Source organism: Paraburkholderia sp. GV068 (assembly GCF_003058125.1).
Taxonomy (GTDB): Bacteria; Pseudomonadota; Gammaproteobacteria; order Burkholderiales; family Burkholderiaceae; genus Paraburkholderia; species Paraburkholderia graminis.
Genome location: NZ_QBUB01000001.1, coordinates 611,191 through 625,168 on the forward strand (window position 1 = coordinate 611,191; position 13,978 = coordinate 625,168).

14 protein-coding genes and 1 tRNA gene are annotated in these 13,978 nt (G+C 62.0%); 10 read left to right on the forward strand and 5 right to left on the reverse strand.

Translation table 11 applies throughout. From position 1 onward, the window contains the following. Positions 1 to 175 precede the first annotated feature (175 nt). The 4 genes from C8K18_RS02765 to C8K18_RS02780 form a co-directional block, all read right to left on the reverse strand. Positions 176 to 973: a UDP-2,3-diacylglucosamine diphosphatase gene (locus C8K18_RS02765; RefSeq protein WP_006051474.1), complete on the reverse strand. Its 798-nt coding sequence runs from the start codon at positions 971 to 973 to the stop codon at positions 176 to 178. 46 nt (positions 974 to 1,019) lie between these two features. Then, entirely contained in the window at positions 1,020 to 1,514 is a 495-nt protein-coding gene (locus tag C8K18_RS02770) for a peptidylprolyl isomerase (protein WP_006051475.1), read from the reverse strand. Between the two features lie 171 nt (positions 1,515 to 1,685). Continuing rightward, a complete protein-coding gene (locus tag C8K18_RS02775) occupies positions 1,686 to 2,270 on the reverse strand; it encodes a peptidylprolyl isomerase (protein WP_029970740.1) in 585 nt (194 codons plus the stop codon). A gap of 45 nt (positions 2,271 to 2,315) precedes the next feature. Further along, entirely contained in the window at positions 2,316 to 3,188 is an 873-nt protein-coding gene (locus tag C8K18_RS02780; protein WP_107706579.1) for a tetratricopeptide repeat protein, read from the reverse strand. Between the two features lie 345 nt (positions 3,189 to 3,533). On the opposite strand from C8K18_RS02780, the gene cysS reads away from it, so the two are divergent. From cysS to C8K18_RS02820, 9 genes are all read left to right on the forward strand, one after another. After that, positions 3,534 to 4,931: a cysteine--tRNA ligase gene (cysS, locus tag C8K18_RS02785; protein ID WP_107706580.1), complete on the forward strand. Its 1,398-nt coding sequence runs from the start codon at positions 3,534 to 3,536 to the stop codon at positions 4,929 to 4,931. A gap of 47 nt (positions 4,932 to 4,978) precedes the next feature. Further along, the gene (locus tag C8K18_RS02790) at positions 4,979 to 6,091 is read left to right on the forward strand and encodes a DNA-3-methyladenine glycosylase (protein WP_107706581.1); all 1,113 of its coding nucleotides are present in this window, start codon (positions 4,979 to 4,981) and stop codon (positions 6,089 to 6,091) included. 126 nt (positions 6,092 to 6,217) lie between these two features. Continuing rightward, on the forward strand, positions 6,218 to 7,189 hold the full coding sequence (locus tag C8K18_RS02795) for an acetyl-CoA carboxylase carboxyltransferase subunit alpha (protein ID WP_006051481.1): 972 nt from the start codon (positions 6,218 to 6,220) through the stop codon (positions 7,187 to 7,189). Positions 7,190 to 7,250: 61 nt separating this feature from the next. Further along, positions 7,251 to 8,723 carry a tRNA lysidine(34) synthetase TilS gene (gene tilS / locus C8K18_RS02800; protein WP_107706582.1) on the forward strand — a complete coding sequence of 491 codons (1,473 nt, stop codon included), beginning with the start codon at positions 7,251 to 7,253 and terminating at the stop codon, positions 8,721 to 8,723. A 400-nt stretch (positions 8,724 to 9,123) separates the two neighbouring features. Further along, positions 9,124 to 10,374, forward strand: a complete 1,251-nt coding sequence (locus tag C8K18_RS02805) for an aspartate kinase (protein ID WP_006051483.1) — start codon at positions 9,124 to 9,126, stop codon at positions 10,372 to 10,374. Positions 10,375 to 10,573: 199 nt separating this feature from the next. After that, positions 10,574 to 10,667: transfer RNA gene (locus C8K18_RS02810), tRNA-Ser, on the forward strand. 385 nt (positions 10,668 to 11,052) lie between these two features. Then, positions 11,053 to 11,175: a hypothetical protein gene (locus C8K18_RS34010; RefSeq protein WP_308810912.1), complete on the forward strand. Its 123-nt coding sequence runs from the start codon at positions 11,053 to 11,055 to the stop codon at positions 11,173 to 11,175. Then, a complete protein-coding gene (locus tag C8K18_RS34015) occupies positions 11,148 to 11,702 on the forward strand; it encodes a site-specific integrase (protein ID WP_308810907.1) in 555 nt (184 codons plus the stop codon). Before C8K18_RS34010 ends, C8K18_RS34015 begins: the two co-directional genes overlap by 28 nt. A gap of 29 nt (positions 11,703 to 11,731) precedes the next feature. After that, entirely contained in the window at positions 11,732 to 11,974 is a 243-nt protein-coding gene (locus tag C8K18_RS02820; protein WP_107706804.1) for an AlpA family transcriptional regulator, read from the forward strand. Between the two features lie 624 nt (positions 11,975 to 12,598). On the opposite strand, the gene C8K18_RS02825 is transcribed toward C8K18_RS02820, so the two are convergent. After that, positions 12,599 to 13,162, reverse strand: a complete 564-nt coding sequence (locus tag C8K18_RS02825; RefSeq protein WP_006051394.1) for a TetR/AcrR family transcriptional regulator — start codon at positions 13,160 to 13,162, stop codon at positions 12,599 to 12,601. Positions 13,163 to 13,277: 115 nt separating this feature from the next. Between C8K18_RS02825 and C8K18_RS02830 the strand changes: the two genes are divergently transcribed. Next, positions 13,278 to 13,922: a glutathione S-transferase gene (locus tag C8K18_RS02830; RefSeq protein ID WP_053858345.1), complete on the forward strand. Its 645-nt coding sequence runs from the start codon at positions 13,278 to 13,280 to the stop codon at positions 13,920 to 13,922. The last annotated feature ends 56 nt before the right edge of the window (positions 13,923 to 13,978 follow it).

Here is a 13,978-nt window from a genome sequence, read left to right on the forward strand (position 1 = left end):
ACCGTCGGCGGCGCAGCACATCATCATGCGGCCGGAGGCGGGGCGCAGCGTGGTCTCGCTGCTACGCGTGAGACACGACCTTTTCATGCCGCCGTGGCGGCGCATCGCCTCGTCACGCCGCGGGTGAAACGCCACCTCATCACGCCGCGCAACGCACCACCTCTCACCACCACTCTCAATCGAGCGGTAACGCCCGAATCCCTTCCGAATCGACGCGCAAATAACCGCCGCGTCGCTCGCCATGATCGAGATCCCAGTCGGGCAGCACCCAGCGTATGCCGCCTGGCTCGCGATGACGCGCGGGGCGGTGCGTGTGCCCGTGAATCATCGTCGCCGCTTTCGACCACTTGAACAACGCGGCGACGCCTTTGGGCGTCACGTCGTATTTGAGCGAAACGGGACGCATGCGGCCGCCCTCGCTCTTCGCCCGCATGTTTTCCGCGAGCGCCTGACGCCACGAAAAGGGCGACGCGAGAAACAGCATCTGCGCAAGGCGGTTGCGCGCGAATCCGCGAAACAGTTGATAACCGCGATCCGCGGTGCACAGACGGTCGCCATGCGCGACCGCAATGCGCGTGCCGAATGCGGTGATCACGAACGGGTCGGGCAGCCAGATCGCGCCGGCCGCTTTCATGAAACGCTTGCCGAGCAGAAAGTCGCGATTGCCGTGCATGATGTAAAGCGCAATGCCGCGCTCGGTCAGCGTGTGCAACAGCGCGGCCATCCGCGCGACGAACGGCTCGGCGAGCATGTCGTCGCCGATCCAGTACTCGAACAGATCGCCGAGAATAAAGACCGAGTCGGCCTGGTCGGCGTTGACGCGAATGAAGTGTTCGAACGCGGCGACCGTGCGCGGGATCGCCTCGCTCAAATGAATGTCGGAGAGGAACAAAAACGGGCGTGCGGCGTGCGGGCGTTTGCCCTCGCCAGGCACGCCCGCGGCGACGCTTCGCAGCGGCTTTTCTTGCAGCATTGAAGGTGCCTGTATCGCAGTTTTTCTAGTTAAGGCGCGTCCGCAATCAGTCGACGACCACGGCTTTTTCGATCACGACGTCGTCGACCGGCACGTCCTGATGAAAGCCCTTCGAACCCGTCTTGACCTTCTTGATCTTCTCGACGATGTCCATGCCTTCGACCACCTTGCCGAACACCGCATAGCCCCAGCCTTGCGGCGTCGGCGACGAGTGGTTCAGGAAGTCGTTGTCGTTCACGTTGATGAAAAATTGCGCGGTTGCCGAATGCGGGTCGTTCGTGCGAGCCATCGCGATCGAGCCGTTCACGTTCTTCAGACCGTTGTTCGCTTCGTTGTTGATCGGCTCGGCCGTCGGCTTCTGCTTCATGCCGGGTTCGAAGCCGCCGCCCTGAATCATGAAGCCGTCGATCACGCGGTGAAACACCGTGTTGTCGTAGTGGCCGGCCTTCACGTAGTTGAGGAAGTTCTCAACCGACTTCGGCGCTTTCTCGGCGTCCAGTTCCAGTTTGATGACGCCGTGGTTCGTATGCAGTTCAACCATGATGGAATCCTTTGATGAACGGGGTGGGTGGAAAAGACGCGGCGAGCCGTCGTGCGCTGTGCAATCTGTGCGCGTCGATGCGTTTGACGGCGGGCCGCGCGGGGCGTGAGTTCGACGCTTCTACGCGTGCGCGATGTTCAGTGTTGTTCCGTGTTGCTCTGGGTTGTTCCGTTACTTGCCGCCGACCACGGCAGCCGATTCGATCACGATCGGCTTTTGCGGCACGTCGCCCATCGGACCGCGCGTGGTGGTCGGCGCGGCTTCGATCTTCTTCACGACGTCCATGCCGCTCGTGACCTTGCCGAACACCGCATAGCCGTTGCCGTCCGGATTCGGATAGTCGAGGCCCGCGTTGTCCACCGTGTTGATGAAGAATTGCGCGGTCGCGGAGTTCGGGTCGCTGGTGCGCGCCATCGCGAGCGTGCCCATCGTGTTCTTCAGACCGTTACGGCTTTCGAGCGGAATCGGCGCGCGCGTGGGCTTCTCCGCGAAGCTCTGCGTGTAGCCGCCGCCCTGGATCATGAAGCCGCGAATCACGCGATGAAAAATCGTGCCGCTGTACTGGCCGGACTTCACATAGTCGAGAAAGTTGGCGACCGTTTTGGGCGCTTTCTCAGGATACAACTCGACGCGAATATCGCCTTCCGACGTCTTGAGGAGGACGGACGGATGCGCGGCTTGCGAACCGGACTGGGCGAACGCGGGTGCGTTCGCGATCAGGGCGGCGCTGCCGAGCGCCAACATCAACCATTTCATGAAAATCCTCAGGGTTGGAAAAAACGTATGACCGCGACGGCGGCCTTATTGCGAGGGTGCCATGTAAGGCGGCATGGCGAGCGAGCCGTTGGGCCCGCCGTACTGGAAGCTCGGCGTTTGCGTCATGTTCGCGGTGGAGCCGGGCGTGTATTCCTGCGGCGCGGCCGCGGCCCGTTTCGGCGCTTTCGCGGTCTTCGGCGGCGATACGATTTTCTGGATGTCGGCGATGCGCTGCGTGGTCGTGGCGTTCGCCTTGCCGAGGCTTTGCGCGCGGCGATACGCTTCGTTGGCCATGCGCAGATAGAGGTCGCCCAGGTTCTCGTAAGCGAGACCGTAACCGGGGTTGACCTTGGTCGCGGTTTCGAGCGCCGCGCGTGCTTCCGCATAGCGGCCGTGCTTGGCGTAGAGCGCGGCGAGGTTGTTGTACGGCTCGGGCAACTCCGGATACAACTGCGTGAGTTCGGTGAACGCGGTGATCGCTTCGTCGTCGCGGTTCAGATGCGCGAGCACGGTGGCGCGCTTGAACTTCGCCTGCGCGTCACGCGGATTCGACGCGATGCGCGCATCGAGTTGCGTCAGCGAGGCTTGCCAGTCCTTTTGCGCGATGGACGCGTCGATCTCCGGCGTGTTGTCGCGCACGGCGGGCCCTTGCGGCATGGTAGGCGTTTTCTGCGCGAAGGCGGCGGCGCCCGGCAGCATGCCGAGCGCGACGGCCACGGCGACGCGCAGCGTGACGGCGCGCGCGAACTTGCCGCCAGCGCCGTGCACTGAGCCACGCACCGAAGCGCCAACAGAGGCGCGGAGCGGGGCGCGAACAGGGCCGCGAATAGAGGCGCGAACAAGGGTGCCGGCAAGGCCGCCAAACGCCGTCGCGGCGAGGGTCGCAGCGCTGCGCGCGCGGCCGCTGGAAGGTTTCATAGGCTCGGGTCTGGGTGTTATACTCCGAGCCATTCTAACAAAAGGTCTGCGCGTTCCGTCGAACCGCCGGCTGTCTTTTCGCCACTCGTGGTCGTCTCCGCCTTGATAGCAGTCTGACCGCCGCACCAGGTGCACCGGTTTGCTGCTGTGCGTGTTTCAACAGTCGCCGCTGTGCGTGTTTCACGTCGGGCAATAGTCTGGTCATCAAGAAGTCTGATCAGAGCCCGTCCGAACAGGTAACAGGCAATAGGCAACAGTCGGCAACAATTCGTCCCCGCCGTCGTGTTCGGGGGCGGCACGCACGAAACACATTGCGGATTTCTTTCGGCCCACGCACCGTTCTCTATGGAATCACTGCGCATCTACAACACGCTCGCGCGTGACAAGCAAACTTTCGTGCCCCTGCAAGCAGGCGTCGTGCGGATGTACGTCTGCGGGATGACGGTGTACGACTATTGTCACGTCGGTCATGCGCGTGTCATGGTCGTGTTCGACATCGTGCAGCGGTGGCTGCGCACGCTCGGCTACCAGGTCACGTACGTGCGCAACATCACGGACATCGACGACAAGATCATTCGCCGCGCCGTCGAAAACGGCGAGACGATCAAGTCGCTGACCGATCGCTTCATCAATGCGTTGCATGAAGATGCGGACGCGCTCGGCATCGCGCGTCCCGACATCGAGCCGCGCGCCACCGACTTCATTCCGCAGATGCTCGGCATGATCGAGACGCTCGAGGCGAACGGCTACGCGTATCAGGCGAGCGACGGCGACGTGAACTACGCGGTGCGCAAGTTCGCGGGCTACGGCAAGCTCTCCGGCAAGTCGCTCGAGGATCTGCGTGCGGGCGAGCGCGTCGCCGCGAACGACGCGAAAGAAGATCCGCTCGACTTCGTGTTGTGGAAGCAGTCAAAAGAGGGCGAACCCGCCGACACGGGCTGGGACTCGAAGTATGGCCGCGGCCGTCCTGGTTGGCATATCGAATGCTCGGCTATGGGGTGCGCGCTGCTCGGCGAACGTTTCGACATTCATGGCGGCGGACAGGACCTGCAGTTTCCGCACCACGAAAACGAAATCGCGCAAAGCGAAGCTGCGACCGGTCAAACGTTCGTGAATTACTGGATGCACAACGGCTACGTACAGATCGACAATGAGAAGATGTCGAAGTCGTTGAATAATTTCTTTACGATTCGCGAGGTATTGGCGCAGTACGATGCCGAGGTCGTGCGTTTTTTCATCGCACGCGCGCACTATCGTTCGCCGCTGAACTACAGCGACGTGCATATCGACGACGCCCGCAACGCCCTCGGCCGCCTTTACACGGCGCTGAAAGACGTGACGCCGGACGGCGCCGCGCTCGACTGGAACGAAGCGCATGCGCAGCGTTTCCAGGCAGCCATGAACGACGACTTCAACACGCCGGTTGCGGTGTCGGTGTTGTTCGAGCTGGCAACTGAAGTGAACCGCACGCGCGACCCCGCGCTGGCCCGTCAACTGCGCTCGCTCGGCGCGGTGCTCGGGCTGCTCGGGCGCGAGCCGCGTGCATACCTGCAGCAGGCAGCGGGCGCCGCGGTAAAAGGCGCGCTGGAACCCGCCGCGATCGAAGCGAAGATCGCCGAGCGCGTGGCCGCCAAGCAGGCGAAGGACTATGCAGCAGCAGACCGGATCCGGGCGGAATTGCTCGAGGCCGGCGTTGCACTTGAAGACAAACCCGGCGGGCTAACCGAGTGGCGGCGCGTGTGAGCGCACCTCGTACTTCCCTCTGAACGACTCGCCAGGCAGGAGGCAGGATGGCAACGGCCACGAAGACGCCGGCTAAACGAGCCACGTCTCAAACAAACGCGGCAGCCGCGCCCAAGTCGACTCGAACGTCGGCGCGCACGGCAAGCGGCGCGGTGAAGGCAGCAACGTCGAAAGGCGCGGGAGCGGCGGCAAAAACCGCCGCGGGCGCCTCGAAGAAGACGGCGGTCAAGCGCGCGTTGAACGGCGCGTCCGCGCCTGCGCATGTGGGTTCGTCCGCGGCGTCGTCGCTTTCGTCCGCCACGCGGCGCACGAAGGCGTCGTCCGCGAAGGCATCGCGTGCGAAGCCGAGTAGCGCGAACGGCGCGTTGCCGGCCGAACTTGCGGGCGACGTGCAGGAGCTCGCGCGCGTCGCGAAAACGCGAGAGAACCAGGAAGGCGAGATCGTGCGCAAGACGCGCGCGTCGTCTTCGGCGGGCGGCGAAGCGGCGAGCGCAAGCGAGGTCGCGGTGCCGGTGCAGATCGCCGGGCTTGCGCCCGAAGTCACGCGTCCGGACTACTGGGACAAGGCGTGCGCCGACCTCGTCAAACGCGACCGCATTCTGAAGAAGCTGATTCCGAAGTTCGGTCCGGTGCATCTATTAAGCCGCGGCGATCCGTTCGTCACGCTCGCGCGCTCGGTGGTCGGTCAGCAGATTTCGGTGGCGTCCGCGCAGGCCGTCTGGGCCAAGGTCGCGGCGGCTTGTCCGAAGCTCGTGCCGCAGCAGTTCATCAAGCTGGGTCAGGAAAAGCTCACGGCATGCGGCTTGTCGAGGCGCAAGGCGGAGTATGTGCTCGACCTCGCGCAGCATTTCGTGTCGGGTGCATTGCACGTCGGCAAGTGGCGGTCCATGGAAGACGAGGCGGTGATCGCCGAACTCACGCAGATTCGCGGCATCGGCCGCTGGACCGCGGAGATGTTCCTGATCTTCAACCTGTCGCGTCCCGATGTGCTGCCGCTCGACGATCTCGGTCTGATCCGCGCCATCAGCGTGAATTACTTTAGCGGCGAACCGGTCACGCGCAGCGAAGCGCGCGAGGTCGCGGCGAACTGGGAGCCGTGGCGCACCGTCGCCACCTGGTATATGTGGCGTAGTCTGGACCCGTTGCCGGTCGACTACTGAAAGCAGAAGAAGCAATGCCGCTTGGCGAAACTATCAATTGTTAGATTTTGATAGTTGCGAAGTGGTTTTGACATCGGCGAGCGCGGTTAGAATACGCGCTGCCGGTAAGTCCAAGGATTAAAACCAATGAAGACCACCTTTCTGGATTTCGAACAGCCGATCGCTGAACTCGAAGCGAAGATCGAAGAATTGCGCTTCGTGCAGGACGATTCGGCCGTCGATATTTCGGAAGAGATCGAGCGGCTGTCCAAGAAAAGCCAGCAGCTCACGAAAGATCTGTACGCGAACCTCACGCCGTGGCAGGTTTCGCAAATCGCCCGTCATCCGCAGCGCCCGTACACGTTTGACTACGTGAACGAACTCTTCACCGATTTCCACGAGTTGCACGGCGACCGCCACTATGCGGACGACCTGTCGATCGTCGGCGGCCTCGCGCGTTTCAATGGCCAGGCCTGCATGGTGATCGGCCATCAGAAGGGCCGCGACACGAAAGAGCGCGCGCTGCGCAACTTCGGCATGCCGCGTCCGGAAGGCTATCGCAAGGCCGAGCGTCTGATGCGTCTCGCCGAAAAATTCAGCCTGCCGATCTTCACGTTCATCGACACGCCCGGCGCCTATCCTGGCATCGGCGCGGAAGAACGCGGGCAGTCGGAAGCAATCGGCCGCAATCTGTACGTGATGGCCGAACTGAAGACGCCGCTGATCGCGACGATCATCGGCGAGGGCGGTTCGGGCGGCGCGTTGGCTATCGCGGTCGGCGACAGCGTGTTGATGCTGCAATTCTCGACCTATTCGGTGATTTCACCGGAAGGCTGCGCGTCGATTCTGTGGAAAAGCGCGGCCAAGGCGCCGGAAGCCGCCGAAGCGCTCGGTCTCACCGCGCATCGTCTGAAGGCGCTGGGTCTGATCGACAAGATCGTCAACGAGCCGCTCGGCGGCGCGCATCGCGATCCGAAGGGCATGGCGGCGATGCTGCGCCGTGCGCTCGCCGATTCGCTGCGTCAGTTCCAGGGCATGAGCATCAACGACTTGCGCGAACGCCGTTTCGAACGTTTGATGTCGTACGGCAAGTTCAAGGAAACGACGCCGGGCGTTTGAGCCCGCGCGTTTTCTTTCGTCCATCGGCGCGACGCATGACTAATGCAACCGCGCTAGCGACATGACTCCCACTGCCGAATCGCCTGCGGACCGCCTCGTTCTCGAGGCGGTCCGCGTTGCGTTTGCCGCGCTGCCCGCGAGCGCGCGCGTTGCCGTTGCGTTTAGCGGCGGCGTCGATTCGAGCGTGCTGCTGGACGCGGCCGTGCGTGTCGCCGGCTCGTCGCGTTGCATCGCGTTTCATGTGCATCACGGCCTGAGTCCGAACGCCGATGCGTGGCTCGCGCATTGCGAGGCGTTCGCGCGCGAACGCGAGGTCGAGTTCGTCGTGCGTTACGTCGACGTTTCGCGCGATGCCGGCGTGAGCGTGGAGGCCGCGGCGCGCGATGCGCGTTATCGCGCGCTGGACGCACTGTGCGCGGCACACGGCATTGGCTGGTTATGGCTCGCGCAACACGCGGACGATCAGGCGGAGACCGTGCTGCTACAACTGTTGCGCGGCGCGGGCCTCGCGGGCCTCGCGGCGATGGCGCCGGAGTTTTCGCCTGCGGGCGCCGCGGCGGCGCGCGTGCGGCCGTTGCTTCATCTGCTGCGCGCACAGATCGAACGCTATGCGAGTGCGCACGAACTGCGCTGGATCGACGACGAATCGAATGCGGACACGCGCTATGCGCGCAACGCGCTGCGCCACCAGGTCACGCCCGCGTTGGCCGTTCACTTCCCCGGTTTCCGCGACGCGCTCGCGCGCACGGCGTCGCATGCGGCGTCGGCGCAGCGCTTGCTCGATGAGCTTGCGCGCATCGACCTCGACGCCGTCTCGCGCGACGACGGGCACGCGCTCTCGCATGACGCGCTCATCGCACTCGATGACGACCGCGCGCTCAATCTGATGCGTTACTGGATGCGCTCGCAGGGCTTCATCGCGGCGTCGAGCGCGCGTCTTGGCGATGCGCTGCGGCAACTACGCGAAGTGGGCGAGGGCGGTGACGGGCATCGTCTGCGCGTCGATCATGCGGGTCATGCGCTGCGCAGCTATCGCGGGCTGGTGTATTGGGAAGCGGGCGACAGCAGCGATCCTGCCGACGAAACTTCGCTTGCGGCGCGCGAGGTCAGCGAGTTGGTGTGGCAGGGACAAGCGACGTGGCGCTTGCCGCAATGGCGCGGGACGTTTGTGTTTGAAGCGGTTGACGCTTTAGCGGTGAACGCGGCGGATGCCAGCAATGCCATTAACGCCGCGCTCAACGACACCATTCCGATGAGCCTGCTGCAACACGCACCACTGCGCGCGCGTTCGCGCAGCGGCGGCGAACGCATGCGCGCGAGCGACGCGCCGGGCGCGCGTAGTCGAACGCTGAAGAACCTGTTCCAGGAGCACGGCATTCCCGCGTGGAAGCGCGAAGTGCCGCTGCTTTTTCTCGGCGACGAACTGCTGTTCGTCCCGTTGCTCGGCGTGAACCACGCGGCGTTGCACGCTGACGTAGCGCCCGACGAAGCGCGCGTGCGAATCGTCTGGCGCGAGGACTTGCTGATCGCCTGACCGGCCGGTCGGGCACTGGCTTCATCGAACGGGTTGTCGTCCAAATAGGGCGCGATTCTGAGCGCGAGCTAAAGCGCGAATATGCATTACGGAACGCCGCGCAAGCGCCGCGGCACGCGTCGCCACGGCCTTCGCGGCTTGTCTTTTTGCCTCTGATCGGGTACGTTAACTTGTTTGCCCGACCCGCTTTTGCCCTCGCTTTTGTCGGTTTTCCGATCGTGATCCGAGTTTTCCGGTAAGCCATTAGCGATCAATCACGGGCAAATCCGCGCGTGCTGCACGCGCGCTGCATCTACGCCGCCATACACTCCGCCGCCGTTCACAAGACGTTGCGCCCGTGTGCTTTTGTGCGGTCGTCGCGAGCGCGCCAGCGCGGTTTCTCCTTCAGTTCAGAACGACAATGGCACTCATCGTACATAAATACGGCGGCACTTCGATGGGCTCGGTCGAGCGCATCAAGAACGTCGCCAAGCGCGTCGCGAAATGGCAAAAGGCCGGCCACAAGATGGTCGTCGTGCCGTCGGCAATGTCCGGCGAAACCAACCGCTTGCTCGGCCTCGCGAAAGAGATCACGAGCCAGCCGAGCCCGCGCGAACTCGACATGATCGCCGCGACCGGCGAGCAGGTCAGCTCAGGGCTGCTCGCCATCGCGCTGCAGGAAGCCGGCGTCGACGCGGTGAGCTACGCGGGCTGGCAAGTGCCGGTCAAAACGGATAGCGCGTTCACGAAAGCGCGCATTAGCGACATCGACGGCGAGCGCGTGCTGCGCGATCTCGACGCGGGCAAGGTGGTCGTGATCACGGGCTTCCAGGGCATCGACCCGGACGGCAACATCACGACGCTTGGCCGCGGCGGTTCGGACACGTCGGCGGTCGCGGTCGCGGCTGCGTTGAAGGCCGACGAGTGCCTGATTTACACGGACGTCGACGGTGTCTATACCACCGACCCGCGCGTGGTCGAAGAGGCTCGCCGGCTCGATCGCGTGACGTTCGAAGAAATGCTGGAAATGGCAAGCCTGGGTTCGAAGGTGCTGCAGATCCGTTCGGTGGAATTCGCCGGCAAATATCAGGTGAAGACGCGCGTGCTGTCGAGCCTGACCGATCCGCTCATCCCGCTCGACGCTGAAATGAAGTCGGGCACCCTGATTACTTTTGAAGAAGACGAGACCATGGAAAAAGCAGTCATCTCGGGCATCGCGTTCCAGCGCGACGAAGCTCGCATCGCGGTGATGGGTGTGCCCGACAAGCCGGGCATCGCGTATCAGATTCTCGGCCCGGTGGCGGACGCGAATATCGACGTCGACATGATCATCCAGAACCAGAGCGTCGAAGGCAAAACGGCGTTCACGTTCACGGTGGGCCGCGGCGATTATCAGCGCGCGATGGACATTCTCACGAACCAGGTGAAGGGTCACGTGCAGGCCGAGCAGGTGCTGGGCGATCCGAAGGTGTCGAAGGTTTCGGTGGTCGGCGTGGGCATGCGTTCGCATGTGGGCATCGCGAGCACGATGTTCCGCACGCTGTCGGAAGAGGGCATCAACATCCAGATGATCTCGACGTCCGAAATCAAGATTTCGGTGCTGATCGACGAGAAGTATATGGAGCTCGCAGTGCGCGCGCTGCATAAGGCGTTCGAACTGGATCAGGCGTAACTGGGTGTGATTTGGTAGAAGCGGCGGGGCGTGCAGGAGCGCCTCGTTCGTTGTTGTACATATGCGTGGCCTGGCGAAAAAAATCCTTCGTCAATGACGACATTGGCACAAAAAGTGTTCGTCGGACATTGACCTTGGCGGTCCGGCCCGCTATTATCTTGGCTTCGTCGCGCTGACTCCCTGCGCGAGCGAAAGTTTGGGAGACGTGGCCGAGAGGTCGAAGGCACTCCCCTGCTAAGGGAGCATCTGGGCCAAAACCTGGATCGAGGGTTCGAATCCCTCCGTCTCCGCCAGGAGCACCTTCCGGGACATTTCACGATGTCCCGGACTAAACCCCGGAAGGCCGCCACAAGCGCCTTCCGGGGTTTTTTCTTTGCTGCTTCCGGCTCGTACCGACAGAATCGACCCATCAAGTTGGGGTGAAAGTAGGGGTGGGAAATGGCGGAATCTCAATCCAGGCAACCTCATTGGCTCTCGCCAGCTTCGCATAGCGAAGCTGGTTGATCGCGGTTACTACGCCGATGGTGGCGGCCTTTATTTCCAGATTTCTGGCTCGGGTTCGCGCTCCTGGATCTATCAGTTCAACTATTCGGGCGTTCGCGCGAGATGGGGCTTGGGCCGATGACGACTGTCTCGTTTGCAGAAGCGCGTACCGAGGCGGCTCGATGCAGGGCACTCGTGAAGGACAAGATTGACCCGATCGAGGCGCGTAAAGAGGCGCGGCGCACCGTGACGGCGACAACCCTGCACGCTGGCGTGGTCACCTGGATAAGATGCTGGCAAAGCGCAGGCGCGCCCTGAAGCATTTTCCGACGTTGCCGTGGGCCGACATCCCTGAATTCATACCAAAGCTTAAGGTGAAGGAAGACCAAGGTTCACGCTCGGCCGCGATGTTGCACCTGGTGATCCTGACCGTCTGTAGAACGAATGAGATCCGGCGAGCGCGGCCCGAAGAGTTTGACTTACGCCACAAGATTTCGACGATCCCCAGCGAGCGGATGAAGATGGGCCTTCCTCACCGCGTGCCCTTGTGTGATACGGCCTGCGATCTCGTGAAGAGAGCTATGCGGACGGCCAGGTATGGCTACCTCTTTCCGGGCGACAAAAAGGGCGCTCCGCTTTCGAATATGGCAATGTTAGAACTGCTCGATGGCATGGGATATACAGACATCACGGTGCACGGGTTCCGTTCGACATTTCAGGACTGGGCGGAGGAGTATGGTGAGTATCCCGAAGTGCTAGCCGACAAGGCGATTGCCCACAAGACGAGCAACAAGGCCCGCCGTGCGTATCAGCGAGGTGACATGCTCGAGAGGCGCCGAAGATGATGGACCACTGGTCGCAGTACTGCGCGGGGATGTCTGCGAGCGTCGTGTCTATTACGCCCCCGAAGGAGAATCCGGCAAAGCAAAGTTTGATTCGCCTTCGCGAGGTGCGTCTGCGTGTTGGCCTGGGCACAAGTACTGTCTATCGGTATCTGGCCGGAGGTAAGTTTCCACGGCCAGTGCAAATCGGTGGTGGTAGGGTTGCATGGCTAGAGACCGACGTTGATGCATGGATTGTCGACCGCGTTGAGGCCAGTGGGCGCGGAGCAACCTAGCTTGGTTCCATTCTGTCGCGGCGGTTTGCGTGACATCAGAAGCCATCGGAGCGCGACAGAACACGGACTTGCGGGACCTTGAGTTGCTCGGTCGTACCGCTGGAATGAATGCTTCGTTTTCCTTTTTAATTCGTCCTCCGCCCTCGGCAGAAGTACTTCCGGTAGCAGTCCATACTGTCCCGCCACGGAGCCCGGCAGATTGCCCGATATGGCGGCCTTCGGCTCACCGGCCCACCGGCCAGTCACGCTTGCGCCCAATGGCTTCGCCGATGGCGTGGTTTTCCATGGCCGCTTCCGTATCCTGATCCGCTTTTCGGCGCACACGTTCCCAGTCAGTGCAGCTTTCGCCGCGCGAGCGAACATCGTGCATTTCCGCGCTAGTCATCGAAGTGATTTTCGAGCCACTCCCGATAGGCGCACTGTTCATCTCGTTTGGCCGGCGGAAACTCACGATTCGCAGCGGTCCTCGCCCGGAACGAACGCCACCGACAATACGGTCAGAACCTCGGATACGTAGTCAAAAGCCCGCTGGCGCCGTCCGCCATGATGAGGGCAATCTACGAACAGGGTATGTTCACTTTCCCGCACCCGATCGGCATCGCAAAGTCACAGCGCCTGCGCTGTTTACGCAAAAAGGCCGGTACTTCGATATGCCTGGACCGTAGCGTCGAAGACCGACACGTCGCCGCGTCCACGAGCGACCAGTTGCGCGCCTTCAATAGCCGCGAAAATTGCTAGCGCGTGGCGCTTAATAGACTCGGCATCTCTTCCGTCCTCTCTGAGAGACAGAACCTTAAAAAGCCAGTCGACGTTTACCTCGGTGAAGTGATCGACTTCTACCCGGACTTCGGCGGGAAGGTCATGATGCTCTGCCGCCATGATGCCGCAAAGACACATTCGATTGTCTTGCACGAGTGCCGAACGAAAGATGCTCGCATAGCGCTCCAGCGTCAGCTGCTCGTTATCGAACCGTTCGAGAAGGTCATGCAGCAAAGTGACCGCTTCCTCCGTGTACTGGCGCGCCAACGCCGCGCCTAGATCACCCTTTGTCGGAAAGTGGTGGTGCACGCCTGCGCTCTTGATGCCGACCTCTTTGGCGATTTCGCGGAAACTCAGCGCGTTGTATCCACGCGCCTGAACCATGCGTCGGGCAGAGCCGAGAATGCGCTGTTTGGTGTCAGTTGTCATGTGGGAGACTCTAACACGATACCTATCGATAAGTAAGTGTTGACACGGGGAGGACGCCTCGCTAAAGTGCGCTTCACTTACCTATCGATAGGTAACGACCCTTTTGAGACCGACCATGAAAATTTTCGACATTCCAGGTTTTCCCAACCCGCTTCGCATCCGGATCGTGCTGGCGGAGAAAAATCTTGCTTCCAAGGTTGAGTTCATCAAAGTTGATCTTCCCGCTGCGGAACACAAGCAAGCCGCCTTCCTCGCCATCAACCCCACCGGGACTGTGCCCGTTCTGCAGTTGGATGACGGAACGTACATCTCGGAGTGCACGGCCATCACTGAGTATCTTGACAATCTTGACGGCAATCCGGTGCTGACGGGCAAGTCGCCAAAAGAGAAAGCGCTGGTTCATATGATGCAGAAGCGGGCTGAGTCAGAACTGATCGATGCGGTAGGGATCTACTTTCACCATGCGACGCCGGGTCTTGGACCGGCGCTTCAGGCGTACAAGAGCCCCGATTGGGAGGGCCGCCGAGAATGGGGTGAACGCTCACGCGACAAGGCTGTTGCCGGGATGCGCTACTTTGACAAGGTGCTCACGGCGCAACCGTACGTTGCGGGCGAATCCTTCTCAATGGCGGATATCACAGTTTGGGCGGGACTCGTGTTCGCTGGTTTTGCAAACATTCGGGTCCCCGAGGAATGCACCGCGCTGCTCAATTGGCGGCAGACGGTTGACGAGCGCTCTTCCGTCAAGAATCCGGCGTAAGCAGCGTTCGTCCCCAACACCACGCCAGTTCTCGGAGCGCAGTAAGAATATTTTTT

Excerpts from the sequence above, each read along its gene's own strand:
- C8K18_RS34015 (WP_308810907.1), top strand. The coding sequence starts at position 11,148 with ATGCTGGCAAAGCGCAGGCGCGCCCTGAAGCATTTTCCGACGTTGCCG.
- tilS (WP_107706582.1), top strand. The coding sequence starts at position 7,251 with ATGACTCCCACTGCCGAATCGCCTGCGGACCGCCTCGTTCTCGAGGCG.
- C8K18_RS02775 (WP_029970740.1), bottom strand. The coding sequence starts at position 2,270 with ATGAAATGGTTGATGTTGGCGCTCGGCAGCGCCGCCCTGATCGCGAAC.
- C8K18_RS02780 (WP_107706579.1), bottom strand. The coding sequence starts at position 3,188 with ATGAAACCTTCCAGCGGCCGCGCGCGCAGCGCTGCGACCCTCGCCGCG.
- C8K18_RS02770 (WP_006051475.1), bottom strand. The coding sequence starts at position 1,514 with ATGGTTGAACTGCATACGAACCACGGCGTCATCAAACTGGAACTGGAC.
- cysS (WP_107706580.1), top strand. The coding sequence starts at position 3,534 with ATGGAATCACTGCGCATCTACAACACGCTCGCGCGTGACAAGCAAACT.
- C8K18_RS02825 (WP_006051394.1), bottom strand. The coding sequence starts at position 13,162 with ATGACAACTGACACCAAACAGCGCATTCTCGGCTCTGCCCGACGCATG.
- C8K18_RS02765 (WP_006051474.1), bottom strand. The coding sequence starts at position 973 with ATGCTGCAAGAAAAGCCGCTGCGAAGCGTCGCCGCGGGCGTGCCTGGC.
- C8K18_RS02805 (WP_006051483.1), top strand. The coding sequence starts at position 9,124 with ATGGCACTCATCGTACATAAATACGGCGGCACTTCGATGGGCTCGGTC.
- C8K18_RS02795 (WP_006051481.1), top strand. The coding sequence starts at position 6,218 with ATGAAGACCACCTTTCTGGATTTCGAACAGCCGATCGCTGAACTCGAA.
- C8K18_RS02820 (WP_107706804.1), top strand. The coding sequence starts at position 11,732 with ATGTCTGCGAGCGTCGTGTCTATTACGCCCCCGAAGGAGAATCCGGCA.
- C8K18_RS02790 (WP_107706581.1), top strand. The coding sequence starts at position 4,979 with ATGGCAACGGCCACGAAGACGCCGGCTAAACGAGCCACGTCTCAAACA.
- C8K18_RS02830 (WP_053858345.1), top strand. The coding sequence starts at position 13,278 with ATGAAAATTTTCGACATTCCAGGTTTTCCCAACCCGCTTCGCATCCGG.